Source organism: Streptosporangium carneum, assembly GCF_027922005.1.
GTDB classification, from domain to species: Bacteria; Actinomycetota; Actinomycetes; order Streptosporangiales; family Streptosporangiaceae; genus Streptosporangium; species Streptosporangium carneum.
In genome coordinates this window covers 203,345-226,891 of sequence record NZ_BSEV01000010.1, presented here as the reverse complement: position 1 = coordinate 226,891, position 23,547 = coordinate 203,345, and the positions used below count along the sequence as shown (strand labels likewise).

General features: G+C 70.5%; 21 protein-coding genes. 12 read left to right on the top strand and 9 right to left on the bottom strand.

Translation table 11 applies throughout. The features are described 5' to 3' along the window. Window positions 1-7 precede the first annotated feature (7 nt). The 4 genes from PKF00_RS22840 to PKF00_RS22825 form a co-directional block, all read right to left on the bottom strand. Complete coding sequence (locus PKF00_RS22840; protein ID WP_271219647.1) at window positions 8-652, bottom strand: response regulator; 645 nt, start codon at window positions 650-652, stop codon at window positions 8-10. Beyond that, window positions 643-1,743, bottom strand: a complete 1,101-nt coding sequence (locus tag PKF00_RS22835; protein ID WP_271219646.1) for a sensor histidine kinase — start codon at window positions 1,741-1,743, stop codon at window positions 643-645. The genes PKF00_RS22840 and PKF00_RS22835 overlap by 10 nt, the downstream gene beginning before the upstream one ends. After that, window positions 1,727-2,344: a DedA family protein gene (locus PKF00_RS22830; RefSeq protein WP_271219645.1), complete on the bottom strand. Its 618-nt coding sequence runs from the start codon at window positions 2,342-2,344 to the stop codon at window positions 1,727-1,729. Before PKF00_RS22830 ends, PKF00_RS22835 begins: the two co-directional genes overlap by 17 nt. Before the next feature lie 136 nt (window positions 2,345-2,480). Then, window positions 2,481-3,230 carry a TetR/AcrR family transcriptional regulator gene (locus tag PKF00_RS22825; RefSeq protein WP_271219644.1) on the bottom strand — a complete coding sequence of 250 codons (750 nt, stop codon included), beginning with the start codon at window positions 3,228-3,230 and terminating at the stop codon, window positions 2,481-2,483. A gap of 92 nt (window positions 3,231-3,322) precedes the next feature. Here PKF00_RS22825 and PKF00_RS22820 point away from each other — a divergent pair, with 92 nt between their 5' ends. The 6 genes from PKF00_RS22820 (at window position 3,323) to PKF00_RS22795 (ending at window position 10,731) form a co-directional block, all read left to right on the top strand. Beyond that, window positions 3,323-4,792 (top strand): flavin monoamine oxidase family protein, encoded by a 1,470-nt coding sequence (locus PKF00_RS22820; RefSeq protein ID WP_271219643.1) that lies wholly within the window; start codon window positions 3,323-3,325, stop codon window positions 4,790-4,792. Between the two features lie 429 nt (window positions 4,793-5,221). Further along, complete coding sequence (locus tag PKF00_RS22815) at window positions 5,222-6,013, top strand: hypothetical protein (protein ID WP_271219642.1); 792 nt, start codon at window positions 5,222-5,224, stop codon at window positions 6,011-6,013. A gap of 452 nt (window positions 6,014-6,465) precedes the next feature. Then, on the top strand, window positions 6,466-6,927 hold the full coding sequence (locus PKF00_RS22810) for a MarR family winged helix-turn-helix transcriptional regulator (RefSeq protein ID WP_271219641.1): 462 nt from the start codon (window positions 6,466-6,468) through the stop codon (window positions 6,925-6,927). Window positions 6,928-7,313: 386 nt separating this feature from the next. Further along, window positions 7,314-8,555: an MFS transporter gene (locus tag PKF00_RS22805; RefSeq protein WP_425582200.1), complete on the top strand. Its 1,242-nt coding sequence runs from the start codon at window positions 7,314-7,316 to the stop codon at window positions 8,553-8,555. Further along, window positions 8,512-9,084, top strand: coding sequence for an RNA 2',3'-cyclic phosphodiesterase (gene thpR / locus PKF00_RS22800; RefSeq protein WP_271219639.1), 573 nt, complete (start codon window positions 8,512-8,514; stop codon window positions 9,082-9,084). Before PKF00_RS22805 ends, thpR begins: the two co-directional genes overlap by 44 nt. Window positions 9,085-9,828: 744 nt before the next feature. Beyond that, window positions 9,829-10,731, top strand: a complete 903-nt coding sequence (locus PKF00_RS22795; RefSeq protein WP_271219638.1) for a hypothetical protein — start codon at window positions 9,829-9,831, stop codon at window positions 10,729-10,731. Window positions 10,732-10,867: 136 nt separating this feature from the next. Here the strand turns inward: PKF00_RS22795 and PKF00_RS22790 are convergent, their stop codons facing one another. The 3 genes from PKF00_RS22790 to PKF00_RS22780 all read right to left on the bottom strand — a co-directional run bounded on the left by PKF00_RS22790 (window position 10,868) and on the right by PKF00_RS22780 (window position 12,190). Next, a complete protein-coding gene (locus PKF00_RS22790) occupies window positions 10,868-11,083 on the bottom strand; it encodes a DUF397 domain-containing protein (protein WP_271219637.1) in 216 nt (71 codons plus the stop codon). Window positions 11,084-11,150: 67 nt separating this feature from the next. Continuing rightward, window positions 11,151-11,363 (bottom strand): DUF397 domain-containing protein, encoded by a 213-nt coding sequence (locus PKF00_RS22785; protein WP_271219636.1) that lies wholly within the window; start codon window positions 11,361-11,363, stop codon window positions 11,151-11,153. Further along, a complete protein-coding gene (locus PKF00_RS22780) occupies window positions 11,354-12,190 on the bottom strand; it encodes a helix-turn-helix domain-containing protein (RefSeq protein WP_271219635.1) in 837 nt (278 codons plus the stop codon). Before PKF00_RS22780 ends, PKF00_RS22785 begins: the two co-directional genes overlap by 10 nt. Window positions 12,191-12,489: 299 nt before the next feature. Between PKF00_RS22780 and PKF00_RS22775 the strand changes: the two genes are divergently transcribed. Together PKF00_RS22775 and PKF00_RS22770 are read left to right on the top strand one after the other, a co-directional pair. Next, window positions 12,490-12,705, top strand: a complete 216-nt coding sequence (locus PKF00_RS22775) for a hypothetical protein (RefSeq protein ID WP_271219634.1) — start codon at window positions 12,490-12,492, stop codon at window positions 12,703-12,705. Between the two features lie 107 nt (window positions 12,706-12,812). Then, on the top strand, window positions 12,813-13,004 hold the full coding sequence (locus PKF00_RS22770) for a hypothetical protein (RefSeq protein WP_271219633.1): 192 nt from the start codon (window positions 12,813-12,815) through the stop codon (window positions 13,002-13,004). A gap of 725 nt (window positions 13,005-13,729) precedes the next feature. On the opposite strand, the gene PKF00_RS22765 is transcribed toward PKF00_RS22770, so the two are convergent. After that, complete coding sequence (locus PKF00_RS22765; protein WP_271219632.1) at window positions 13,730-14,698, bottom strand: aldo/keto reductase; 969 nt, start codon at window positions 14,696-14,698, stop codon at window positions 13,730-13,732. Window positions 14,699-14,843: 145 nt separating this feature from the next. On the opposite strand from PKF00_RS22765, the gene PKF00_RS22760 reads away from it, so the two are divergent. Beyond that, the gene (locus PKF00_RS22760; protein ID WP_271219631.1) at window positions 14,844-15,914 is read left to right on the top strand and encodes a hypothetical protein; all 1,071 of its coding nucleotides are present in this window, start codon (window positions 14,844-14,846) and stop codon (window positions 15,912-15,914) included. A gap of 195 nt (window positions 15,915-16,109) precedes the next feature. Continuing rightward, window positions 16,110-19,802: an SCO7613 C-terminal domain-containing membrane protein gene (locus tag PKF00_RS22755; RefSeq protein WP_271219630.1), complete on the top strand. Its 3,693-nt coding sequence runs from the start codon at window positions 16,110-16,112 to the stop codon at window positions 19,800-19,802. A 263-nt stretch (window positions 19,803-20,065) separates the two neighbouring features. Here PKF00_RS22755 and PKF00_RS22750 read toward each other — a convergent pair whose 3' ends face one another. Beyond that, window positions 20,066-21,061, bottom strand: a complete 996-nt coding sequence (locus tag PKF00_RS22750; RefSeq protein ID WP_271219629.1) for a hypothetical protein — start codon at window positions 21,059-21,061, stop codon at window positions 20,066-20,068. A gap of 536 nt (window positions 21,062-21,597) precedes the next feature. Here PKF00_RS22750 and lhgD point away from each other — a divergent pair. After that, entirely contained in the window at window positions 21,598-22,788 is a 1,191-nt protein-coding gene (lhgD, locus tag PKF00_RS22745; protein WP_271219628.1) for an L-2-hydroxyglutarate dehydrogenase, read from the top strand. Window positions 22,789-22,822: 34 nt separating this feature from the next. Beyond that, window positions 22,823-23,530, top strand: coding sequence for a response regulator transcription factor (locus tag PKF00_RS22740; RefSeq protein WP_425582198.1), 708 nt, complete (start codon window positions 22,823-22,825; stop codon window positions 23,528-23,530). Window positions 23,531-23,547 lie beyond the last annotated feature (17 nt).

Genomic DNA, 23,547 nt, shown 5'->3' with positions numbered 1-23,547 from the left:
CTCCGGCTCACGAGCCGAGGTAGCGCAACACCGCCAGCACCCGGCGGCTGTAACCGGTGGTGTGCGACAGCGCCAGCTTGTCGAACAGCGCGTTGACGTGCTTTTCCACCGCGCTCTGCGACACGTGCAGCGACTGCGCGATCGAGGCGTTGGTCAGGCCCTGCGCCATCAGCTCCAACACCTGCCGCTCGCGCGCGGTCAGCCGGGCGAGGGGGTCGGCGTGGCTGGTGCGCGCGAGCAGTTGCCGCACCACCTCCGGGTCGAAGGCCGCGCCCCCGGCCCCCACCCGCTCCAGCGCGTCCAGGAAGTCGCCCACCTGGGCCACCCGGTCCTTGAGCAGGTAGCCGACTCCTTCGACGTCGGCGCTCATCAGCTCGGTGGCGTACTTCTTCTCCACGTACTGCGACAGCACCAGGACCTTCACGTCCGGCCAGCGCCGCCTGATCTCCAGCGCCGCGCGCAGCCCCTCGTCGGTGTGCGTGGGCGGCATCCGCACGTCGGCCACCACCGCGTCGGGCCGCTGCTCGGCCACCGCGGCGACCAGCGCGTCGCCGTCGCCCACCGCGGCGAGCACCTCGTGCCCCTCCTCGGCCAGCAGCCGCACCAGTCCCTCGCGCAGCAGGGTGGAGTCCTCGGCCAGGATCACTCGCACGGGAGCTCCGCCACGATCGTGGTCGGCCCGCCGTGCGGGCTGGTCACGGTGAAGCGGCCGTCCAGCGCGGCCACCCGGCGCGCCAGCCCGGAGAGCCCGCCGCTCGCCGTGTCGGCCCCGCCCACGCCGTCGTCCTGTACACGCACGATGACCATTCTGTCGCGTCTGTCGTGTTCGCGGACCTCGACGGTGACCAGATCGGCCCGGGAGTGCTTGTCCGCGTTGGTCACCGCCTCACTGACCACGAAGTAGGCCGCCGTCTCCACGGCCGCGGGCGGCCGTGCCGACAGCTCACAGGTGACCTTGACCGGGATGCCGGCGCGCTCGGCCACGCCCGCGAGCGCGTCGGCCAGCCCGAGGGAGTCCAGTCCCGACGGGTAGGCCCGCCAGGCCACCTCGCGCAGCTCGGCCAGCGCCTGCTGGGCCTGCTCGTGCACCTGCTCCAGCAGCTCAGAGCGCCCCCGGCGGGCGCGCCCGGCCAGCATCGACAGCGCGACCAGCCGCTGCTGCAGCCCGTCGTGCAGGTCGCGTTCGATCCTGCGCCGCTCGGAGTCGACCGCCGCCAGCACGCCCGCGCGGCTCTCGGTCAGCTCGGTGATCCGGTGCCGGAGCGCCTCGGTGGGGTCGGGGGCGAGCATCCGTACGGCCAGCCGCCGCTCCAGCGCGTCCACCCCCACCAGGCCTGACAGGGCGAGAAAGAGCAGGACCAGGCCGGACAGGCCGAGATAGGCCACCAGCGGCGGGCTGGGCAGCATGCCGTCCATCGGCACTCCCCTTCCCCACGACCACGCCAGGGCGACGGCCATTGCCGTGCCGTACCCGAGCAGGGCGGCCACCAGGCCGCCGAGCACGCCCACCGGCGTCCTGGCCGCCAGATAGGACAACGCGTTCCCGGCGTCGCGCGCCGGGAGGGCGAGATCGAGACCCAGCCGCCGCGTTTCGAGCACGGCCAGCCGCCTGGCCGCCGCCCGCACTCCCGGCCGACTCGCGAACGGCAGCGCCACCAGGACGAAGGCCAGGTCGAGCGGGGCGGTGAGCGCCCCGAGGATCACCGCTCCCAGCAGCCGCAGCCCCCTAACCGCGAACCGCATGCCGTCCCTTACGACGCTCGCTCAGCCTGACGCCCACGAAGACGAGCACGGCCAGCAGCACCACGGCGATCACCGCGTTGGTGCCCGCGCCGACGTAGGCCTCGACCAAGGACCAGTTCTCGCCCAGGAGATAGCCGGCCAGCACGAAGATCGTGTTCCAGACGAGGCTGCCGAGCGTGGTCAGCAGGGTGAAGACGCCGAGCGGCATGCGCTCCACCCCTGCCGGGATCGAGATCAGGCTGCGGAAGATCGGGATCATCCGGCCGAAGAACACCGTCTTGCGGCCGTGTCTGAGGAACCACGCCTCGGTCTTGTCGATGTCGGAGACCTTCAGCAGCGGGATGCGGGCGGCCAGGGCAAGTGTGCGCTCGCGGCCGAGCAGCGCGCCCACCCAGTACAGCGCCAGCGCGCCTGCCACCGAGCCCGCCGTGGTCCACAGCAGCACGCCCAGCAGATCCATCTCACCCCTGGACGCGGTGAAGCCGGCCAGCGGCAGGATCACCTCGCTCGGGAGGGGCGGGAAGAGGTTCTCCAGCGCGATCGCCAGCCCCGCGCCCGGCGCGCCCAGGCTTTCCATCAGTCCGATCAGCCAATCCGTCATGCCCTAGAGGCTAGGAACGGCCAGGATATGACCGGAATGAGGTGCGTGGCCGTTCCAGGGTGCGGAAAACCACACCCTCCGGAAAACCGCAGACATGTCCGGACATGGTCCTCATCCTGCGGTCCAGGAGGCGAACCTACGGTTCCCGGCCGGGGTCGGAAAGTCGTTCGACGTCCTTCCCGGCCGCCTGACGTTCCGGGCCCGTGTCACCCCCGGCTTCCCGCCGGGGCTCGACGGGCGTCGTCACGACGGCGGCCAGTCCGATGAGGATCGCGTCCATGCCGGCTTCGAAACTCGTGTCGAGGTCGAGGCCGCGGATCTCTCCGGCCAGCCGGTGGGTGGCGGGGAAGTCGGCCGCGGGCAGCGCCGACATCTGATCCGCTTCCGCCGGGGTCGGCGGCCCGATGGTCGCGTTGACCTCGGCGAGGGTGAAGCCGGTGGCGTAGGAGAAGATCAGGTTGCCCGCGTGCACGATCCGCGCCGGAGGCATGCCGGTCTCCTCCAGGGCGCGGTACAGCCCCTCGTAGATCCTGTACTCCTGCGCGGTGGTCTCCGGATAGGAGACGAGATAGGGGAACAGGCGGGGATGGGCGTGCCCGACCTGCCGCAGGGCGCGGCACAGCGCCTTCACCCGCTCCCGCCAGTCTCCGGCCGAGGCCCCCGCGAGGTCCATCTCGTCGAGGACCGTCTCCACGACCCCGCGCAGCACCGCGTCCCTGGTCGGCAGGTAGTAGTACAGCGCGGTCGGGAAGACGCCGAGATCGGTGGCGAGCCGCCTGACGCTCAGCGCGTCGACGCCCGCCTCGTCGATCATCTCCAGCGCCCGCCGCAGGATCAGCTCCCGCGACAGGGCCGCCCGCCTCGGCGTCGCGGAGCCAGTCTTCATGTCACCTTCTTGACCATGTTGTCCACCGTACAATAAATTCCCCGTTGTTCACCGTACAGTGGCTTTTATCAGGGTAAACACGAGGAGATTGGATGCGCCTGACGAGAAGAGGGCTGCTGGCCGGGGTGGCGGGGCTGTCGGCGACGGCCGCGGGCGCCACCGTCGGATACCTGGTCGGCGCCGCGACCGGGCGTCACGCTCCCGGCAGGTGGAGGATCGACGACGGCCTCGCCGTCGTGCCGGAGGGGGTCGCGGCCGACGTCACACGCGTCGTCGTGGTCGGTGCGGGCCTCGCGGGCCTCGCCGCGGCCAACGCCCTGGCGTCGGCGGGAGTCGAGGTGCTGGTCCTGGAGGCCAGGAACCGCCTGGGCGGCCGGATCCACACGACCGAGGTCGGCGGGGCCGAGGTGGACCTGGGGGCGGCCTGGATCCACGCCCCGGAGGGCAACCCCCTGTCGGAGCTGGCGGAACGGGCGGGCGTCAGGCGGCGGCCGTACGACCTCGGCGGTCTCATCGCCGGGGCCGCGCTGGTGGGGACGCGGGGCGAGCGCGTCGACGCCGACGTCCGGCGACGGCTCCTCGCAAGGGCCACCGGGTTCGAGGAGGCGGTCGCGGGTCTCATCGCCCGCGCCGGGAGCGGCGCGACCGTCGCCGACCTGGTCGACGCCTACTGCGCGACCGACGCCGAGGCGGCGCGCGACGGGTGGGTGAGGTTTCTGCTGCGAACCGTCCTCGAGACGGAGTGGGCGGCCCCGGCCGCCGCGCTGCCGGCCGCGCTGCTGACGGTCCCGGAGATCTACGCCGGTGGCGACCACGTGCCGGTGGGGGGATACCGGACCCTGGTCAGGGCACTAGTGCCCGACGCGGCGATCCGCACCGGCGCGGTCGTCCGCGCCGTCCGCACGGACCGGAACGGTGTCACGGTGGAGACGGCCGACGGCCGTGCCGAGCGCGGCTCGCACGTGCTGGTCACCGTTCCCCTCGGCGTGCTCAGGTCGGGAGCGATCGAGTTCCTGCCCGCCCTGCCCGCTCCGAAGGCGAGGGCCGTCACGACGCTCGGTTTCGGGGACTTCGAGAAGGTGGTGCTGCGCTACGAGACCCGGTACTGGGGAGACGACGTCACCGGTTTCCTGGTCCGGCACCGGGACACCCCGTTCCGCGCCTGGGTCGACGCCACCGGACCCGCGGGCGCTCCCACGCTGGTCGCGCTCGCCGGAGGTCCCGCCGGACGAACCCTGGCGTCGTGGAGCGAGGAGGAGGTGCTCGGCCGTGCCCGTGACCTGCTCGCCGCCGTGACCGGCAGGAAGACGCCCCCGCTGGACACGGCCGTCACCCGCTGGCGCGACGACCCGTTCACCCGCGGGGCCTACACGCATCTCACCGTCGGAACCGGGCCGGAGGACACGGAGGCGCTGGCCGCCCCGGTCGCCGGGCGCGTGCTCTTCGCCGGGGAGGCGACCTCCGGCACGCGCTTCGGGCACGCGGACGGCGCCTTCACCTCCGGAATCCGGGAGGCCAAGCGTCTGCTGGGAACCCGGTCGGTGGAACTGACACTGCGGTAGGTCGGTGGAACTGACATTGCGGTAGGTCGGTGGAACCGACACTGTGCTAGGAAGGGGCGGAGCCAGGGAAACGACGGAACCGGGAGGGGGACGGAGCCGGTGGAGCCGGCACCGCGGGGGAGCCGGTGGAACCGGCGCCGCGGGAGGGAAGGCCGGAGCCGGGAGCGAACGGACGCGGGCGCCGGACCGGAATGGAGTCGAAACCGCGCGCGTAATGCCGGAGACCCGGAACATGCGGCGTGCTCTCATGTCGCACCGGGGGCTCTGACGTGGGAACATGTGCGTTTGCCGCACCAGGGCTGCGAACCGTAGGTTCTCGGTCGTTTCGGCCTCCGGGCCGTCGCCTGGCGCATCTATGCTGACGCCCAGCCGTCCGCCCGATCATGGTCGGCGTCATCCCCCAGGAGCAGTTTCTCAGGAGTCCCCCGTATGACCCGCGACAGATCCGTCACCAGCACCGAAGTCGGATGGGAGACGCTGCTGAGCGGCGCCTTCGAGGCGCTTCTCGGCCGCCCGCTCGCAAGTTACGACCCCGACGCCGTGTACGCCGCCTACTACCATGGCAACTTCTTCCGCGAAGCGAGGCTCGACAGGGAGCCGACCTGGCTGAACCCGGTGGTTCTCGCGGGTGGTGAGCCGATCGAGGTGGGGGACCTCTACCTGTACGACATGGGGGAGCCGCCCCTGCGGTTCGACGCGAGCCGGTCGATCTTCCACGTTTCGAGCGACGGCCTGCCCGACGCCTTCGCCGCCGACCTCGAGGCGGCGTGTTTCGCGCCGGACGTCGTCCGGGGCGCCGACCTGGCGCCGGTCCTCTGGCGTCACGGCCTCGACCTCACCGACTCGGCCCTGGCGCGGAACTGGGAGGTCTGCTACGCCAGGATCGCCTCGACGGGAACGCTCCTCGACGCGATGCGGGTCGCGACCGGCATCGGCCGCACTCCCGGCAGCCTGATCGCCTTCGAGGGGGAGGCGGAGGAGGAGTGGGAGCAGGCGCTCGCCGCCGTCCCCCACCCGGGCCTGCGCGCCCACCTCCGGCTCGGCTGCTGTGACCCGGCGGACGCGGAAGGCCTCACCTATCTGGGATCCGAGGTGTTCCTCGGATCCCTTCTCGGAGACCTGGGCTGCTCGGTGGTCGCGGGCTGGGAGGACGGCCACGGCCAGGTCGACGTCACCGTCATCCAACTCGACGACGTCGTCGTGGGCCCCCGCCCGGCCTGACCGCAGGCGGCGACGCCGAGAACGCCGGGGCGGGATCCGCGGGCGCGGCTTCCGCAGGCGTGACTTCCGCGATCGGTGCGACGGCCGCGCCCGGTCCCGGACGCCAACCAGGCTCGCCGCCTACCAGGCGACGCTCGCTCGGCACAGCGGCAGGAACGACGTGCCGGTCGCCACCGTCACCGCGGGACGTGACCGCGTCGAGCCGGCCAGGTGTCCTCTGAGGAATCACGGCTGGAAATCATCTCGATGGGGATGGATCCCTCGTCGCCGCCCGCGTAGGCGGCCCGGTCCGCCCTGGTCCGTCCCGGTGGTCGAGGCCGGATGCGGCGGGGACGCCGTGTCCGGGTTGGGGATCGGGAGGCGGTCTGGCACGCTGTACGGCTCACGTCTGGAAAACCCTGGCCCGGAGGGAATGATATGCGTAGGTATATAGTTAGCAAAGGTAATGACTTATGCTAACGAACCATCCCAGGAAGGACCCCGTCGCGAGCCTGCGCAGCGACGCCGGTCTGGCTTCGGCACTGCGCGTGTCACTGGCACGCTTGAACAGACGCCTGCGCAGGCAGGCAGGGGGACACTCGCTGACCCCCACCCAGGTCGCGACGCTCGTCGCGGTGGAACAACATTCCGGGATAACCCCCGGCGAATTGGCCGAGCACGAGAAGGTGCAGCCGCCCTCGATGACGCGTGTGATCGCCGCTCTGGAAGAGCGGGGGCTGGTGTCGCGCACACCGCACCCGTCCGACCGGCGTCAGGTGACCGTGAGCGTGACCGAGCAGGGGTCGGCGTTGCTGAAGGAGGAACGCCGCCGCAAGGAGGCGTGGCTGACGCAACGGTTGAAGGAGCTGACACCCGAGGAGAGGGCGGTGCTCAGACAGGCGGCGCCGATTCTGGAGAAGCTCAGCCGGAACTAGCCGACCCCGAGGAACCTCGGGCCTCGGCGGTTCCGCAGGAGACCGAGGCGCTCGCCTCACGATCACCTGCCGGCGCCCCCGGGGCCTCCGACATCGTCGTCTCCGACGAGTCCTCCGAGCTCGTCGAGGCGTCCGCCTCGTCGACGCCCGTTTCCACGGCCTCTGACGTCCCCTCCCCGGAGTCCACGGACTCCCCGGCGTCCGGTGGGGGCAGGCGCGTGGTCCGGGCCGTGCGACCGTTGGCCAGGGCGCTCGCCGTACCCGGCAGGAAGCTGGGCGCGAAGGCGCGGGCGCGACGGCGGCGGGCCGCGCGGGCCGCCGCCACGGACGAGCTGCAGGCCGTCGAGACCGGTACGGCGCAGGCCGTACCTGAGACGCACGGCGGCATGTTCCGCGCGCTGCGCAACTACAACTACAGGCTCTTCGCCGCCGGCGGCGTGGTCTCCAACGTCGGCGGGTGGATGCAGCGCACCGCGCAGGACTGGCTGATCCTGGACCTGACGCACGGCAGCGCCGCCGCCCTCGGTGTGACGACCGCCCTGCAGTTCCTGCCGCAGCTGCTGTTCGGGCTCTGGGGCGGCATGCTCGCCGACCGCTACCCGAAGCGGCCGTTGCTGATCGTCGCCCAGTCGATCATGGGCTTGCTGGCGCTCACCCTGGGCGTGCTGACCCTGACCGGTCAGGCGCAGCAGTGGCACGTCTACGTGATGGCCTTCGCGCTCGGTCTCGTCCTGTGCGTCGAGGTGCCGACCAGGCAGTCGTTCGTGGTCGAGATGGTCGGCCGTCAGGACCTGTCCAACGCCATCGCGCTGAACGCCTCCAGCTTCAACCTGGCCCGCGTGGTCGGCCCGGCCCTGGCCGGTGTGCTGATCTACGCGCTCGGCGGCACCGGCCCGATCTTCGTGATCAACGCGCTGTCGTTCCTCGCCGTGCTCGGCGGACTGGCGCTGATGCGGACCTCGGAGCTGACCACCCCGGATCCGGTGCCCAGGGCCAAGGGACAGCTCCGTGAAGGACTGCGCTACGTCGTGGAGCGCCCCGACCTGCTGATGCCCATACTGCTTGTCGCCTTCGTCTCGCTGTGCGCGCAGTCGTTCTCCATGTCCATCGCGTTGATGGCCAGGGAAGTCTTCGGCGCGGGCGCGTCCTCCTTCGGACTCGCCTCCAGCATGTTCGCGGTCGGCGCGCTCGGCGGCGCGCTCCTGGCGGCCCGTCGCGTACGGCCCAGCAGGAAACTGCTGATCGGCGGCGCGCTGTCGTTCGGCCTGTTCCAGGTCCTCACCGGCCTGGCCCCCTGGTACCCCGTCTACCTGCTCCTGCTCATCCCTGCGGGCATGGCGCTGATCACGGTCAACACGGCCGCGAACACCAGCGTCCAGCTCGCCGCCTCTCCGGAGATGCGTGGCCGGGTGATGGGCATCTACGTGTTGGTGTTCACCGGCGGCGCCCCGATCGGCGCTCCGCTGCTCGGCTGGATCTCCGAGCTGGGCGGCCCGCGTGCCGGGGTCGTGGTCGGCGGGCTGCTCACCGTGCTCGGCACCGGTGCGGCGATAATGCTGACCAGGGCGATCGGCAGGAGGTCGCATGCGACTGTTCGTGGGAGTGCTGCCGCCTCGGCACGTGCTTGACGAGCTGCTCGGCGCGCTGCGCCCGCACCGGGCGGCCTGGTCCGGCCTCCGCTGGATCGACCGGGCGAACTGGCACGTGACGCTGTCGTTCCTGGGCGAGGTGTCACAGGAGGTCCTGCCCGAACTGGAGACGAGGCTCGCCCGCGCCGCGTCACGACACGCGCCGATGACGCTGTCGCTGGCCGGGGCGGGCGCCTTCCCCTCGGCTCGCCGGGCGCGGGTCCTCTGGACCGGCCTGTACGGCCCCGGCCTCCCCCTCGTCCGCCTGGCCGAGTCCCTGGGGGCGGGGGCTCGGCGGGCGGGAGCCGTACAGGCCGATCGGCGGCAGCTCAAACCGCACCTGACCCTGGCCAGGGCCCGCCCTGAGGCCGACGTGAGCGGGCTGGTCGAGGCGCTCGGGGAGTTCGCGGGAACCCCGTGGGAGGTGGACGCCGTGCACCTGATGCGGAGCCACCTCGGCCCCGCCGTCCGCTACGAGAAGATCGCGGACTACGCCCTGACGGCTCCGGCACCCGACAGGCGGAGCTAAGCTCCAAGGCGTGGATCGTCCCCGTCGCTGGCTCCTGCCCACGGTGCTCGCACTGCTCGTGCTCCTTGTGGTGATCGGCGCCCTCGTTTCCTGAAAGACCCCGCCCGGTCCTCTCCGCCCGGCGTCGAGTTGTCCTTCACGTCTCCGGCGGTCCCCTCGCGCACGAGACGCCAATCCGGCCTCCCGCCCCTGCGCTGACCGGTTCCGCCCGGCTGGAAAGGACTCAGGGCTCGACGGTGACCACTGTGTTCCCGCTCCTGTGTCCGGTCTCGACACAGCGGTGCGCCTCGACCGGCTGGTCGAAGTAGACGGCTGCTTTCATGAACGCGCCTCCTGCCGGGTCATACGGGGAGGGGCGATGGGTCCAATGATCGACGACACGAGCAGTGGAGAAACCGAGAGACAGGCGTTCGGCGCGTGCCCGGTGGTTTCCTCCGCGGATCCGGCCTGGAAGAGGGCAGATCACGGCCGAGGGGAGCACGAGCAGCGAGAATCTGTCTGCGGCATTTCGTGATAGGGCCACAGAAAGCTGGATCTTCCTGGCTCGATCGGGATCTTTCAGATCGAGCCGTTACAAACACCGGAGGATGTGGACGGTCGGGCCCGTGCCTTTATGTCTGCTGATAATTCCCGCAGCCCGCGAGCCTTGATTTCACGTATGACAAAAAGCGGTCAGCGACATTGTAAGTCCGGTCACGGAGGCACACACTCGGTGACAGGAAGCCCCCCAGCTTTGGAGCAACAATGGATCGAGCCGCAATCGGAATTCACGGGCGCAGAAAACCGACGCTCCGGCGCGTCGCATCCGCCGTCGTCGCGGTGCTCGCCGTGGCGTTCCTCTCCGTGCCGCCCGCCGCCGCCCTCGCGTTCCCGACGCCGAAGGCCCTGACCTCCTTCCTCGACCTCGAGTGCTTCAAGACCAACCCGTACCAGCCGCCGGCCACCACGCTCACGCTGCGGCACATCAACCCCGTGCTCAGCGGCCTGCCGACCGAGACCGTCACTCTCGGCCAGCGTGAGCAGCTGTGCGTCCCGGTCTCCAAGAACACCCAGGTGCCGCCGTCGCCCGCGCTCGACTTCATCAGGTACGTCGACCTGGCCTGCTACAAGATCTCCGGCGCCACGGTGACCACGGGCCTCGTGCTCAGCCACCTCAACCCGCTGTTCCAGAGCCTGCCGCGCACCCAGATCTCCCTGAACACCCCGCAGCAGCTGTGCGTGCCGGTCGTCAAGAACAACGCGGTCCCGCCGGACGAGGTGCTGCGGCTCGTCCGCCACATCGACCTCAAGTGCTACGCCATCACCCCCAACACCCCGCTGAACCAGCAGGTGTCCCTGCGGCAGCTCAACCCCGTCCTGACCCAGACGATCCCCACGCACGGCGCGCAGATCCTCAGCGCCCGCCAGCTGTGCGTCCCGGTGTACAAGGGCGGCGACAACATCCCGGCCGAGGTGCTCAACATCGTCCGGTGGATCGACCTGGAGAAGTTCGACATCACCACCCCGACCACCCTGCCCACGGTCTCGCTGACCCTGCGGCACATCAACCCCGTCCTCGCCCGCCTCCCGGCCGAGCAGGCCGTCCTCAGCGGCGCCAGCCAGATAGCCCTGCCGGTCGCCAAGAACGGCAACTTCCCCCCGGGCTGATCCGCTGACCCGGAGCCCTTCCACCCGTACCGGTGGAAGGGCTCCTCCTTTTCCACGTCTCTGATCAAAAAGAAGACTCCCCGCTTGGATCAAGAGGGGAGTCTTCATATCAAAATGTCGAACGGGGAAAGCGGAGTCAGGAGTCGAACTCGCCTGACTTCACGCCGCTCACGAAGGCGGCCCACCCGGAGGGGGCGAAGAGCAGCGCCGGGCCGGTGGGGTTCTTGCTGTCACGGACGCCGATGTGTCCGCCGCTGAGACGCGCGACCTCGACGCATTCGCCGCCGTCGCCGCCGGAAAGGGTGGACTTACGCCAGGTCGTAGAAGCGAGTTCCTTGTTCAGGTCGTCCATCGCCGTATCGTCTCCTTGATCGCGTCCAACGGCTCATATCGTGATTCGGATCTGGGCCATGGAAGAGTCAGATGTCGAACTCTCCCCGTTTGACGCCGCTCACAAAGGCACCCCATCCCGGGCGGGTAAAGACCAGCGCTGGACCGGATGGGTCCTTGGAGTCACGAACTCCTCTGCGATCACCAGACAGTAGGGCGACCTCGACGCACTCGCCGCCGTTGCTGCTCGATCGGCTGGACTTGACCCACGTCGCGAGCTCCAGCTCCTTGCTCAGTTCCATGTCGCCAACGCCTCCTTGATCAGCTCCAATGACTCCCGCCGAGACATCGCCTCGGCGCGGATCGCCTCGTACCGCAGTGCCAGGGCGGCGACCTCGGTGGGGCGATCCGTCACGTGGCCTGTGCCGGGAAACTCCATATAGGCCGAACAGGTCGCCCCTCTGCTGGGGCTGGCCTGTGCGATGGAGAAGCCCCCGCTCAGGCCGGCTGTGCTGCCCGCTTTGAGGGGAAGGATCTGGATCACCGTGTCAGGGTGGTCGCCCGCCTCGACGAGGTGGCGAAGCTGGGCTGACATCACCTCGGCTCCGCCGATTGGACGATAAAGGATGCCCTCGTCCATGACCACCCACAGCATGGGCCGATTTTCCTTGCTAAGGATGGTTTGTCTTTCAAGACGGGTGGCCACGTACTCCTCAAGTCGCTCCGGGGTGATGCGTGGCTCTCCGGCGAGCATCGCGTGGGCGTAGTCGCGAGTCTGAAGCAGTCCGGGGACGATGAGCGGCTGCCAGTTGCGCAGTGACTCAGCCTCTCGCTCGATCTCGATCCAGGGCCGGAACCACTCGGGGATCCGGCTGGCCATCGAGTGGAGCATGTCGTAGAGGTCAAGCAGGGCTCCGTCGAGGTCCAGCGCTCTGTCTGTCGCCTCCACGAATGATCTGGTGGGTCTCCTGTGCCCATTCTCGATCATGCTTATCTGGCTGTCGCTCCACCCTGTCCTTCGCGCCAACTCGTCCTGGCTCACCCCTGCGGCTTTGCGGTGTCTGCGAAGCTCTAGAAGAAAATATTCGTGAGGTGAAACAGTCGGGTCGAGGCGGCTGGATATGTCCACATTCTCCTCTCTTTCTCCTCCACGGGAGGGCCGCAATATCTGTGCGGGTATTGTGGCCCCTAATCTCCTTCCAGGGCCAGCGCTTGTTTGAGATTGTCGAGAAAGAGATGCGGATCTCGAATGCCGTCGAGAGTCGTGGGTGTGGAGTGCATATGTGCAGATGAAGGTGGGGGGTGTCACATATGCCACTTCGGTCGTCCCATTGAACGGAGCATCTCAGGCTTTTCCGCCATATAGGGCGGGCCTGTCCGGACGACCCAAACGCCGGACAGGCCCTTGATCGCAAAGGAGTGCGATCCGTGGAGAATGTTAGAGCCATTCCGGAGGGGCAGGCGATTCCGGGGTGGCGGCTGATCATCAGTGATGTCGGGCGGTTCTGGGCGTTGCGTCAGAAGCCGTTTCCCCTCGAAGCGGTGTGGGCCGGGGCCGATCCGGCGGTGGACGCCGACACCTTCGCCGAGGTCCAGGCCGCCGTGGACCGGCAGGAGGAGATCGCCCGGCGGGTGACCTCGTGATCCGCTTACGTTCATCCCGTACGGCGGGCCGCCACCGCCCCGGTCGACCGTACACCGGCGTTCATCGGAGGGTGTGGGACGGCCCGGCCCGCGCCGAGGCCGAACGAATGGAACGTTCCTGGCCCGACTGGCTGATCCTCTACAGCCTGGGCAACCGCCGCTTCTACGCCATCGCCACCTGGTTCACTCCCGAGCCGGTGGTCGTCGAGGACGACACCGCAGAGGGGCTGGAGGAGCGGATGCGTCACCTGGCTCCCCGGTACGGCCACGCCGCCGTACCCCATGACCGTGCGGCTTAGAAAGAACCTCCGCACCCCATGAACGTGCGGCCTGGGAAGGAGGGGCCTGGGCCGCGCACCTCGCGCGGTTCCCGACACACACCGGGGAAGCGGGAACCGCACCGGGCCGCGCCGAGCCTTCTCCACGGCTCGGCGCGGCCCCTGGCGCCCGGCTGGACCCCCGAATCCGGCCGGGCGCCACTGCCACCCGGTGGGGCGATTGTGGAAAGCTGCCGGGTCGCTCGCCGTTCACAGCGCCGGACACGTCCGCGCCACCGCTCGCCGTACCGGCGCCGTAAGGCTTCACGGCACGGTGAGGGAGGGGGCTCGGTCGATGGGACTTCGTTACGCGGAGGCCGGTGGGATTCCGTGACGCGGCGAGAAGTGCGGCTTGGCCGTGAACGCCGTGCTTCCTCACCCCTACATCCGGTGGGGCGATCGCGGAAGGTTGCCGGGTCGCTCGCCGTTCACAGCGCCGGACACGTCCGCGCCACCGCTCGCCGTACCGGCGCCGTAAGGCTCCACAGCATGGTGAGGGAGGGGGCTCGGCCGGCGGGACTCTGTGACGCGGAGACCGGTGGGATTCATGGAGTGCTGCTCCCCGCGCACGCGGGGGTGGTCTCGATGAGGGGCTGCCAATTGTGTAGTGATTTGGCTGCTCCTCGCGCGGGGATTGCCCCCAGGGTGTGACCGGTGGTGTGACCCCGGTGGGCTGTTCCCCGCGCGTGTGGAGATGGCTTCCTGGGTTACCAGGCGTAGTCTTCCGGGGCTGTCTTGTGGCCGGGGAAGATCTCGTCGAGGGTGGTGAGGGCCTTGTCGTCCAGCTTGATCTCCAAGGCCTTCGTGGTGCCGTCGAACTGCTCCAGCGTGCGTGGGCCGATGATCGGGGCGGTGACGGCCTTCTGGTGGAGCAACCAGGCAAGGCCGACGTTGGCCGGGTCCTCGCCGAGCTCGTCGCAGAACGCCTCGTAGCGCTCGATCTTGTCGCGGTGCTTGTCCAGCTCCTGGACGATCCGCTCCGACGCGGAGCGTCCCTTGTCGATCTTGCGGAGGACGCCGCCGAGCAGGCCGCCCGCCAGCGGGCTCCACGGGATCAGGCCGAGTCCGTAGTCCTCGCACGCCGGGATGACCTCGAGCTCGGGGGCCCGGACGATCAGGTTGTAGTGCGACTGCTCGGAGACCAGGCCGAGGGTGTTGCGGCGGGCGGCGGTCTCCTGGGCCTTGGCGATGTGCCAGCCCGCGAAGTTGGACGACCCGACATACAGGATCTTGCCCTGCTGCTTCAGGACGTCCATCGCCTCCCAGAACTCCTCGAACGGGGTGTTCCGGTCGATGTGGTGGGCCTGGTAGACATCGATGTAGTCGGTCTGCAGACGCTTCAGCGAGGCTTCGGCGGCACGGCGGATGTTCAGCGCGGACAGCAGGTTCTCGTTGGGCCAGTCGCCCATCGAGCCGTAGAGCTTGGTGGCGATGACCGTCTTCTCGCGACGCCCGCCCCCCTTGGCGAACCACCGTCCGATGATGTTCTCGGTGATGCCCTCGCCCTGCTTCCAGCCGTACACGTTGGCTGTGTCGAAGAAGTTGACGCCCAGCTCATGGGCGTGGTCCATGATCGCGAAGGAGTCCTCCTCCGAGGTCAGAGGGCCGAAGTTCATGGTGCCCAGGCAGAGGCGGCTGACCTTCAGGCCGGTACGGCCAAGCTGCGTGTAGTCCATGCGCTCCACCCTAAGCACCTGGAGTGCACTCAAGGCGAGCCCGTTTTCCGGGAACGTCAAGGGGCGGTTCTCGTTAGGGGAGGTCCCGTCACGGACACGGCGTCGGCTCCCGCCGGTACGGCGTCACACAGGGCATGATGGCTGGATGGCGAGTAGACCGGGGTATGTCGTGATTCGCGTGCTCGTGGTGGCCGCGCTGGCCGGGATGGCGCTGTCGCCGGGGCAGGGGGCATGGGCGCAGCGGGAGCCTGACGAGGAGACGCCCCTCTTCACGTTCAGGGACAGCCGGATCACCGAGTCGAGCGGCCTGGCCGTCTCGCCGACGCACAAGGACGTCTACTACACCCACAACGACAGCTCCGACGGCCCGATCTTCTTCGCGGTCGGTGCCGACGGGCGGACCCGCGCGAAGTACACCCTGCAGGGGGCGGCGGCCCGCGACTGGGAGGGGATGGCCGCGACCAAGGACCCCAAGACGGGGCGAGGAGTGCTCTGGTTCGCCGACATCGGCGACAACTTCGACGGGGCGTGGCCCGACATCTCGGTGTACCGGGTCCCCGAGCCCACCTCGGTGCGTGACGCCGCCGTTCCCGCCGTCCGCTACCGGTTCCGCTACGAGGACGGCGGTCACAACGCCGAGGGGGTCATGGTCCACCCGCGCACCGGGCGGCTCTACATCGTGAGCAAGGAGTTCGCCGGCTCGGTCTACGAGGCTCCGAAGCGGCTGCGCACCGACAGGACCAACGTGCTTCGCAAGGTCGGCTCCGCGCCCGTCATGGCGACCGACGCCGCGTACGCCCCCGACGGGTCGAGCTTCGTGATCCGCACCTACTTCTCCGCCACGGTGTATCGGGCCCCGGGAGACCAGATCGCCCGGGTGTCGATGCCGCAGCTCGAGCAGGCCGAGTCCATCGCCTACACGCTCGACGGCAAGGCGCTGCTGACCGGCACCGAGGGCAAGAACAGCCCTGTCTACCGGGTGCCGCTGCCGGAGAGCGTCCTGCGGGAGACGGCTCCTTCCCCCGCTCCCACGCCGACGGGAGACGCCGGCAAGGGGGCGGGCAAGGGCAAGGGGGGCGCCACCACGCTGGTCGCCGACGCGCGGGAGGACACCGGCGCCGACGCCGGGGTGCCGGGTTCCGCCGTGGCCCTCTGGCTGGCGGCCGCGGCGGGAGCCACCGGCCTCATCACCTTCATCGCCCGCCGCACCCGGTAGGCCGTCTGGTCCCGCGCTCCGTCGTGGCCGGGCCCGAGTCGGGCGGTCCGTCACCGCTCGTGGAGAGTGTCGGGAAGGCCTGAAGGGTGTAGGGAAAGGGAAAGCCTGGAGGATGCAGGGAAAAAGGGGTACTCAGCAAAGATTGAGTATCTCTCCGCAAGCGGATCGCAACCGTGGCCCGGCATCCTTCATGGTATGCATGACCAGATTCCGGCGGGTCCGCGCCGCCCGCGACCGGGGGTTGGCTGCCCGGAGTGCGGCGCGCCCGTCACGGGGGCTCCCGACCGTTGCCCGCGCTGCGCGCTCCCGCTCAGGGGGCCGGTGGCGGCCGAGCTGTGGCGGCTCGACGAGGAGCTGACCAGGCTGCGGGCCAGGGAGGCGGAGCTGCTGGGCCGCCGTGACCACCTGCTCGGCCTGCTCCGTGCCGAGCGCGCCGGTCTGGCCGGGGGATTTCCTGCCGCACCTGGCCCTCAGGAGGTCCAGGGACTGCAGGGAGCCGGGGGAACCCGGGGAGTCGGGGAGGCTCAAAGGGGACGGGGAGGCACGACCGTTCCGAAGATGGCGAGGGAGGGAGCCGCCGCGTCCGGCGGAGGCCCGGGGGCCGGGAGGCGTGGAGGCTTCGGTCCGGGGGCGGGAGGCCCTGGAGGCGGGACGCACGGGGGCTTCGGGCCGGGGAACGCCGAGTCCGCGCCGCGCAGGGACTTCTCGCCCAAGGCCGTGCAGAACCTGCTGCTGTCACTCGGCGGCCTGCTGCTGGTCGTCGCGGCCGTGGTGTTCACGGTGGTCAGCTGGGGGCACATCGGCATCGGCGGGAGGGCGGCGATCCTCGCCGGGGTCACCGGGCTCACCTTCGCCGCGCCGAAGCTCCTGGCAGGTAGAGGTCTCGGCGCCACCGCCGAGACGATCACGCTGTTCGGCGTCGCCCTGCTCTTCCTGGACGGCTACGCGGCCCGGCGGGTTGGCCTGGCGGGTGCCGACGGCCTCGACCCGCTCCACTACGCCGCCCTGTTGTTCGGGCTGGTCGCGCTGTTCATGGCGGGCTACTCGCGACTGCTGCCGCTGAGGCTGCCGTTGCCGGTCGCGATCGTACTCGCCCAGTTCCCACTCCCGCTGCTCGCGTTCGGTGAGACGGACGTCTGGATCACCGCCGCCCTCACGGCGACGGCCGCGGCCGACGCGGCCCTCCTGCTGTTCGTCCGGACGACGGGTGGAGCTCTGCCGGCCCGTGAAGCGGGCGAGCCCGCGACGCCGGACGGCCTCCCAGGGGCGTCGTCCGGCCACGCAGAGAGGCCGTCCGGCCTCACGAATTCCGGCGGGCGCGCGGGGCATGTTCGTTCCGTCGGACGTACGACGGCGGGGGTCTGTTTCGGCGTGGTGTGGACGCTGGGCGTGCTCTACGGGTTCCTGGCCTCCTCGCTGGGGGCAGGGAGGCTTCCCGGTGACGTGAGCCTGGCGGCCAACTCGGTCAGAGGAGTCCTGCTCGTCGCGCTGGCCGTGATCGGGCTCGCCTGCGTGCCGCGGGTCGGGGAGGGCAGGTTCAGGCTCCTCACGGCCGGGTCGATGCTCGCCCTGGCCGCAGGTCTGGCGGCTCCCTTCTGGCAGCTCCTCCCCCCGGGCTGGTTGGGCGTCCCGTACACCGTGGGAGCGCTGGCGGCCGCGGCGGCGGCGCTGTACCTGCCCGGCCTGAACGACGCGCGGGTGCGCTCGGCCGGTGCGGTGTCCGCCGGGGTCCTGGCCGCGCTCACCGCCTTTCCGTTCCTCCCGTGGACGGTCACCACGCTGCTTGCGCCGTTCACCTGGCTGGACCGGGTGTGGTCGGGGCCCCACGGCGCCGTCCCCGGCTGGCAGCAGTTTCCCGCGGAATCGGCCCCGGTCGTGCTGGGGCTGCTCGCGGCCGCCTCCGCGGTGGCCGCCCGGCGGGGACGGAAGGACGTGGGCGTCCTCGGCCTGATCACGGGCACGGTCGCGATCGCCGTCGCCCCGAACGCCTATGGCTGGGGGCACCCGGCGAGTCTGGTCGTCCTGCTGTTCATGACCGTCGCGCTCGTGGCCTGCCTGACCCTGACCGGGGTGCCGGCGCGGGCGACGGCGTTCGCGGCGACGGCCGTGCCCGTGGCGGTGCTCGGGGCGGTCACCGCGCTCACCGGGCGGACGGAGACCTACGTCGCGCTGGCCGTGCTGCTGGCCGTGTGGAGCGCGGCGACGTTCACCGCCAGGACGCCGTGGGCGGCGGCGACGGCACTGGTCATGGCGGTGCTGTCGGCGACCGGTCTGATCTGGGCCGTGGCCGTGGGGACGCGCTGGCAGCCGGTCGCCGACGGGCTGTCGCTGTCGTTGGCGGTCGGCTCCGTGCTGGCCGTCCTCCTCTCCCTCCGGTACGGCTCCGCCGTCGTGACGGACGGAGCCGTGACGGACGGAGCCGCGGGGAACGGGACCGCGAGGGACGGGGCCGTGAGGGACGGGGCCGTGACGGACGGAGCCGCGGGGAACGGGACCGTGGGGGACGGGGCCGCGAGGGTGGCCGGCGCCGGATCCGCGGCGGCAGGAGACGGCGGGGCCGATCCCCGGCGAGGCGTCGGGCAGGCGCTGGGCGTGGTGCTGGCCGGGCTCGCGGTGCCGCCGGTCATCGAGCACCTTGTCGGGACCCTCGGCTTCTACCGCCCGCTCGCCTTCCCATGGACCCCACAGGGGCATCCCACAGGCCCCGTGATCCTCGTCGTGATCGTGGCGCTTCTCGCGGCCACGGCGGTGACGGCCTCCTGGCAGGTCGCGGGGCGCGGGGGCGCGCTCAGGGCGGGGCTGCTGGCGTGGCCCCCGGTGCTGGTGACGCTGCCGGTCTCCGTCGGCATGCCGTACTGGCTTGAGGTGGGTCTGTTCGCCGTGGGGCTGGGCCCCTCGGCGTGGGCGGCCGCGCGGAGCCGCGCCAACGGGGCGTTCGGCGCCGCGGCGGGGTTGTGGACGGCCTCGTTCGCGCTCTCGTGGGCGCTCGCCGCCAAGACCGCGACCCTGGTCGTGCTGCCGGTGGTCGCGCTGGTGGCGGCGGCGGTCGTGTTCCTCGGGCGGGAGCGGGCCGGGCGGGCGGTGCGGGCCGCCGCCGCCGGGCTGGCGACGCTGCTGATGGGAGGGGAGGCGCTGGCCGCCGGACTCGCCCTGGAGTGGCCGGCGCGGCACGCGACGTTCGGCATGCTCGCCGTGGCCTGCGTCGCGGCGGCCGTGGCGGGCAGGTGCAGGAGCTCATCGTTCGCGATCGGCGTGGAGACGGCCGGATACGCTCTCGCGGCCGTGGCCCTGCCGCTCACCGCGGACAGCCTGTCGCTGGCCGCGCTGGCCTGCGCGGCGGCCGGGGTGCTGATGGTCGGCACGGCGCTGCGGCCTGACCGGCGGTGGGCCGGGTACGCGGGAACGGGCCTGCTACTGGTCGCCTCGTGGCTGAGGCTGCTCGCCTCGGACATCACCGTGGTCGAGGCGTACACCGTGCCGTTCTCACTGGTCCTGCTGGCGTTCGGCTGGTGGCGAGCGCGTGGCCGCGCCGTCTCCTCGTGGAGGGCCTACGGGACCGGGCTCGCCTCGAGCCTGCTGCCCAGCGTGGTCGCGATGCTCACCGGCGCAGGCTGGGTCAGGCCGCTGCTGCTCGGTACGGTGTGCCTGGCCGTGCTGCTGGCCGGGGCGCGCTTCCGGCTCCAGGCCCCGGCGCTGCTGGGCGGACTCGCCCTGGCCGCCGTCGCTTTGCACGAGCTGGCTCCGTGGATCACGCAGGCCGTGATGGCGGTGCCTCGCTGGGTGCCGATGGCGCTCGGAGGGGTGTTGCTCGTCGTGGTCGGCGCGACCTACGAGGCGCGGCTGCGGGATGTGCGCCGCCTGCGGGCGGCCGTCGGCAGGATGCGCTGAGCGCGACCGTTCACCGGACCGCGCCGCGTCGACCGGATCGCGCCGTGTTCACCGGACCGCGCCGCGTCGACCGGACCGGGCGGAGTTGACCGTCGGGACGGATGACCGCCGGGCCGGGAGTGCGGCCCGGCGGTCGTCGGGGTGGTTCGCCTGGGACCCCGCGCACTCCGGAGAGGCTGGGACCCTGCGCACTCCGGAGAGGCTGGGACCCTGCGCACTCCGGAGAGGCTGGGGCCCTGCTCGCTGTGGAGAGAGGCTGGGCCCTACTCGCTGTGGAGCGGGGAGGCCGTACGTTTGATGGTGGACAGCTTGACCATCGGACCGGTCAGCGGTCCCGAGCGGAAGCCGTAGACCACGACGACCACCCTGCCGTCGCTGCACTCGCCGTCCTTGTCACAGGCCCTGACCGGCACCTCGTAGATGCCCGGGCTGGACGACCTGAAGGTCACGTAGCCGTCGGGCCGGACCGCCACCTGGGGCTGCGGTCCCTCGGGGCTGTTCAGGCTGTAGGTGATCTCGCCGCCCTCCGGGTCGGTCGAGGCGAGGAAACCGTTGAGGCGGCGTCCCACAAGCCCGGACAGCAGGAGGTAGGGCGAGGTGGGCGGGAGGTTCCGCACGCACGGGGCCTCGCACGAGATCTCCACCGAGTCGAGGAAGTTGCCGTAGGTCGGCAGGCCCGTCCCCGACGAGACCGAGACGAACTCCACCCTGGTGACCTTCTGGCCGGAGGGAACCCGGTAGCTGCCCTTGTAGTGTCCCCAGGCGGCACTGCTGTCGGAGATGTCGGGGGAGTCCTGGCCCTCCGGGGTCTGCACGACCCCGCCGATCCTGACCCGCAGGACGTCCTCGCTGCCGGGGCCCCTGGTGCGTCCCCGGTGCGCCAGGCTCCAGGTCAGCGTCGAGCCGGGCTCGGTCTCGACATCCTGGTAGAGGGTCGAGACCGCGGTTCCGTTGACCTCGGCGAACTGCCTTCCGCTGTCGGCCGGGACGGTGAAGTTCATCGGGTCGGCACGGTTGCCGGGACCCCAGAGCTCGATGACGCCGTCACTCGACGACGTGCTCCAGCCGGGCACGTCTCTGCGCAGGTGACCCTGTCCTCGCAGGCCGCCCGGCTCCTCGAAGCCGCCGTTCACCAGTGCGCATCCCTCGGCGTCGGACCTGACGGTCCCGGCCGAGGCGGCCGACTGGGCGCCGAGGACGAGAGCCGGAGCGGCTGCCAGGGAGGCGGCCACGCCGAGCAGGAGAACACGCAGGGGCATCTGAGCCCCGGCATGCGATTTTTCCATTTAATTCCCCCGATGAACGGACATGCCGTAAATGACGATTTCAGGGCATGGCCGGGGGGATTGATTCATGCGCTGAACTGCGGAAATGCTACATCGATATGTGAGGCCGGGCGTCCGATTACGAGTTTTTTGGAGCGGGCGCACGGCGACGCGGTTCGGGAGGGCTTCCGCGGGTGACGGGCTTTTCGAAGCGGGGCCGCGCCGTTGTGGGGATCCGGGGGAGGCTCAGGCCGTACGGCATTGCCGGACACCCGGATTTCGCGATCAGGGCAGGACGGAACGGTCGCACGGTTACGATCCCCAACAAGGCGGTACAAGCCCCTTCTCCTTTGGAGAGAGTTGACGCTAGCTTTCGAGCATGTGCGTTCCGGCGGCCCGGACCACGCGGCCTCGTCGGCTTCGCGGGAGGAGCTCCGTATGAGGAGCTCTGTGTGAGGAGCTCTGTGTGAGGAACAGGGGAAGGCGGGGGCGCTGGTGGTCGGCTTGTCGGCGATCGGGGAGGTAGGGACGTGAACGTCGGGGTCGTCGGTGCGGGGATCGTGGGTCTCGCCGTCGCCAGGGAGGTGGCGCGGAGCTGCGAGGCCACGGTGACCGTCCTCGACAAGGAGGATCACGTCGGAGCCCACCAGACCGGGCACAACAGCGGAGTCGTCCACGCGGGGATCTACTACCAGCCGGGTTCGCTCAAGGCGAGGCTCTGCAGGGAGGGAGTCGCCCTGCTCAGGCAGTACTGCGCCGAGCACCGCATTCCCTACGACGAGGTCGGCAAGCTCGTCGTCGCCTCGACCGCGGCCGAGCGGCCCGGACTACGCGCGATCGCGGAACGAGCCCGGGCCAACGGGGTTCCCGGAATCGCCGAGCTGGACGCCCTCGGGCTGCGCGAGGTCGAGCCGCACACCGTCGGGGTGGCCGCGGTGCACTCCCCGCACACCGCGATCGCCGACTTCCCCGCCGTCGCCCGCCGCCTGGCCCAGGACGTGACGGAGACGGGCGGCTCGGTGCTGCTGTCGCATCCGGTCCGCGCGCTGCGGGAGACCGCGAGCGGCGTCGAGGTGCTGGCGGGGCGGCGCAGGCTCGCCTTCGACCGGCTGATCGTCTGCGCGGGGCTCGGCACCGACACCGTCGCCCGGATGGCGGGAGCCGTGGGCGACGTGCGGATCGTCCCCTTCCGCGGTGAGTACTACGCGCTGGCCGGCGCGTCGAAGGACCTGGTCAGAGGACTGATCTATCCGGTTCCCGACCCCCGCTACCCCTTCCTCGGCGTGCACCTGACCCGCAGGATCGACGGCGAGGTGCTCGTCGGCCCGAACGCGGTCATGGCCCTGGCGCTTGAGGGCTACTCCTGGAGTGACATCGATCTCACCGACCTGCGGAGGATCCTGGCCTGGAAGGGGACCAGACGGCTGGCCGCCAAGCACTGGCGGACCGGGGTGCGGGAGGTGCTCGGTTCGATGGCCAAGGGGTCCTTCCTGGCGGCCGCGCGCCGCTACGTACCCGAGCTCACCAGGGCGGATCTGGTCAGGACGACGGGTGGTGTCAGGGCCCAGGCGGTGGCGGGCGACGGGAGCATGTTGGACGACTTCGCGATCGACGTGCACGGCCGGGTGGTGCTGGTGAGAAACGCCCCGTCGCCGGCGGCGACGTCCAGTCTGGCGATAGCCAGGCATATCGTAGGGCTAACCTCAGTGCTGACCCGTTAACAGCTTTTTCATGTGGGCAAGTGAAGATAAATCCGTGACCGACTCACCCGAAGCCCGCCTGCTGATCGTCGAGGACGAGCCCAACATCCTCGAACTGCTGGCCGCGAGCCTGCGGTTCGCGGGGTTCGGGGTGAACACGGCGGGCAACGGAACGGACGCCGTCGCCGCGGTCCAGCGCTACCGCCCCGACCTCATCGTGCTCGACGTCATGCTGCCGGACATGGACGGTTTCGACGTCGTGCGACGCCTGCGAGGCGGCGGCACCGACACTCCCGTGGTCTTCCTGACCGCGCGTGACGCCACCGAGGACAAGATCCGGGGGCTGACGGCAGGCGGGGACGACTACGTGACCAAGCCGTTCAGCCTGGAGGAGGTCGTGGCCCGGATCAGGGCGGTGCTGCGCCGTACCGGGGCGGGGGAGCTGTTCACCAGGCCGCCCCGGCTCACCTTCGCCGACATAGAGCTCGACGAGGAGAGCCACGAGGTGTGGCGCGGGGGCAGGGCGGTGGCGCTGTCGCCGACGGAGTTCAAGCTCCTGCGCTACTTCATGGCGAACGCGGGACGGGTGCTGTCCAAAGCCCAGATACTTGATCACGTATGGGACTACGACTTCCGGGGCGACGTGGGGATCGTGGAGTCCTACGTCTCGGTGCTGCGACGGAAGATCGACAACGTCGATCCCCGGCTGATCCACACCCTGCGCGGAGTCGGCTACGTGCTACGCCTCCCACCGGGACAGTGATGGGCGGGGGCACCCCG

Excerpts from the sequence above, each read along its gene's own strand:
- PKF00_RS22755 (WP_271219630.1), top strand. The coding sequence starts at position 16,110 with ATGCATGACCAGATTCCGGCGGGTCCGCGCCGCCCGCGACCGGGGGTT.
- PKF00_RS22810 (WP_271219641.1), top strand. The coding sequence starts at position 6,466 with ATGCTAACGAACCATCCCAGGAAGGACCCCGTCGCGAGCCTGCGCAGC.
- PKF00_RS22825 (WP_271219644.1), bottom strand. The coding sequence starts at position 3,230 with ATGAAGACTGGCTCCGCGACGCCGAGGCGGGCGGCCCTGTCGCGGGAG.
- PKF00_RS22770 (WP_271219633.1), top strand. The coding sequence starts at position 12,813 with ATGGAACGTTCCTGGCCCGACTGGCTGATCCTCTACAGCCTGGGCAAC.
- PKF00_RS22765 (WP_271219632.1), bottom strand. The coding sequence starts at position 14,698 with ATGGACTACACGCAGCTTGGCCGTACCGGCCTGAAGGTCAGCCGCCTC.
- PKF00_RS22815 (WP_271219642.1), top strand. The coding sequence starts at position 5,222 with ATGACCCGCGACAGATCCGTCACCAGCACCGAAGTCGGATGGGAGACG.
- thpR (WP_271219639.1), top strand. The coding sequence starts at position 8,512 with ATGCGACTGTTCGTGGGAGTGCTGCCGCCTCGGCACGTGCTTGACGAG.
- PKF00_RS22795 (WP_271219638.1), top strand. The coding sequence starts at position 9,829 with ATGGATCGAGCCGCAATCGGAATTCACGGGCGCAGAAAACCGACGCTC.
- PKF00_RS22785 (WP_271219636.1), bottom strand. The coding sequence starts at position 11,363 with ATGGAACTGAGCAAGGAGCTGGAGCTCGCGACGTGGGTCAAGTCCAGC.
- PKF00_RS22805 (WP_425582200.1), top strand. The coding sequence starts at position 7,314 with ATGTTCCGCGCGCTGCGCAACTACAACTACAGGCTCTTCGCCGCCGGC.
- PKF00_RS22790 (WP_271219637.1), bottom strand. The coding sequence starts at position 11,083 with ATGGACGACCTGAACAAGGAACTCGCTTCTACGACCTGGCGTAAGTCC.
- PKF00_RS22750 (WP_271219629.1), bottom strand. The coding sequence starts at position 21,061 with ATGCCCCTGCGTGTTCTCCTGCTCGGCGTGGCCGCCTCCCTGGCAGCC.
- PKF00_RS22760 (WP_271219631.1), top strand. The coding sequence starts at position 14,844 with ATGGCGAGTAGACCGGGGTATGTCGTGATTCGCGTGCTCGTGGTGGCC.
- PKF00_RS22830 (WP_271219645.1), bottom strand. The coding sequence starts at position 2,344 with ATGACGGATTGGCTGATCGGACTGATGGAAAGCCTGGGCGCGCCGGGC.
- PKF00_RS22820 (WP_271219643.1), top strand. The coding sequence starts at position 3,323 with ATGCGCCTGACGAGAAGAGGGCTGCTGGCCGGGGTGGCGGGGCTGTCG.
- PKF00_RS22835 (WP_271219646.1), bottom strand. The coding sequence starts at position 1,743 with ATGCGGTTCGCGGTTAGGGGGCTGCGGCTGCTGGGAGCGGTGATCCTC.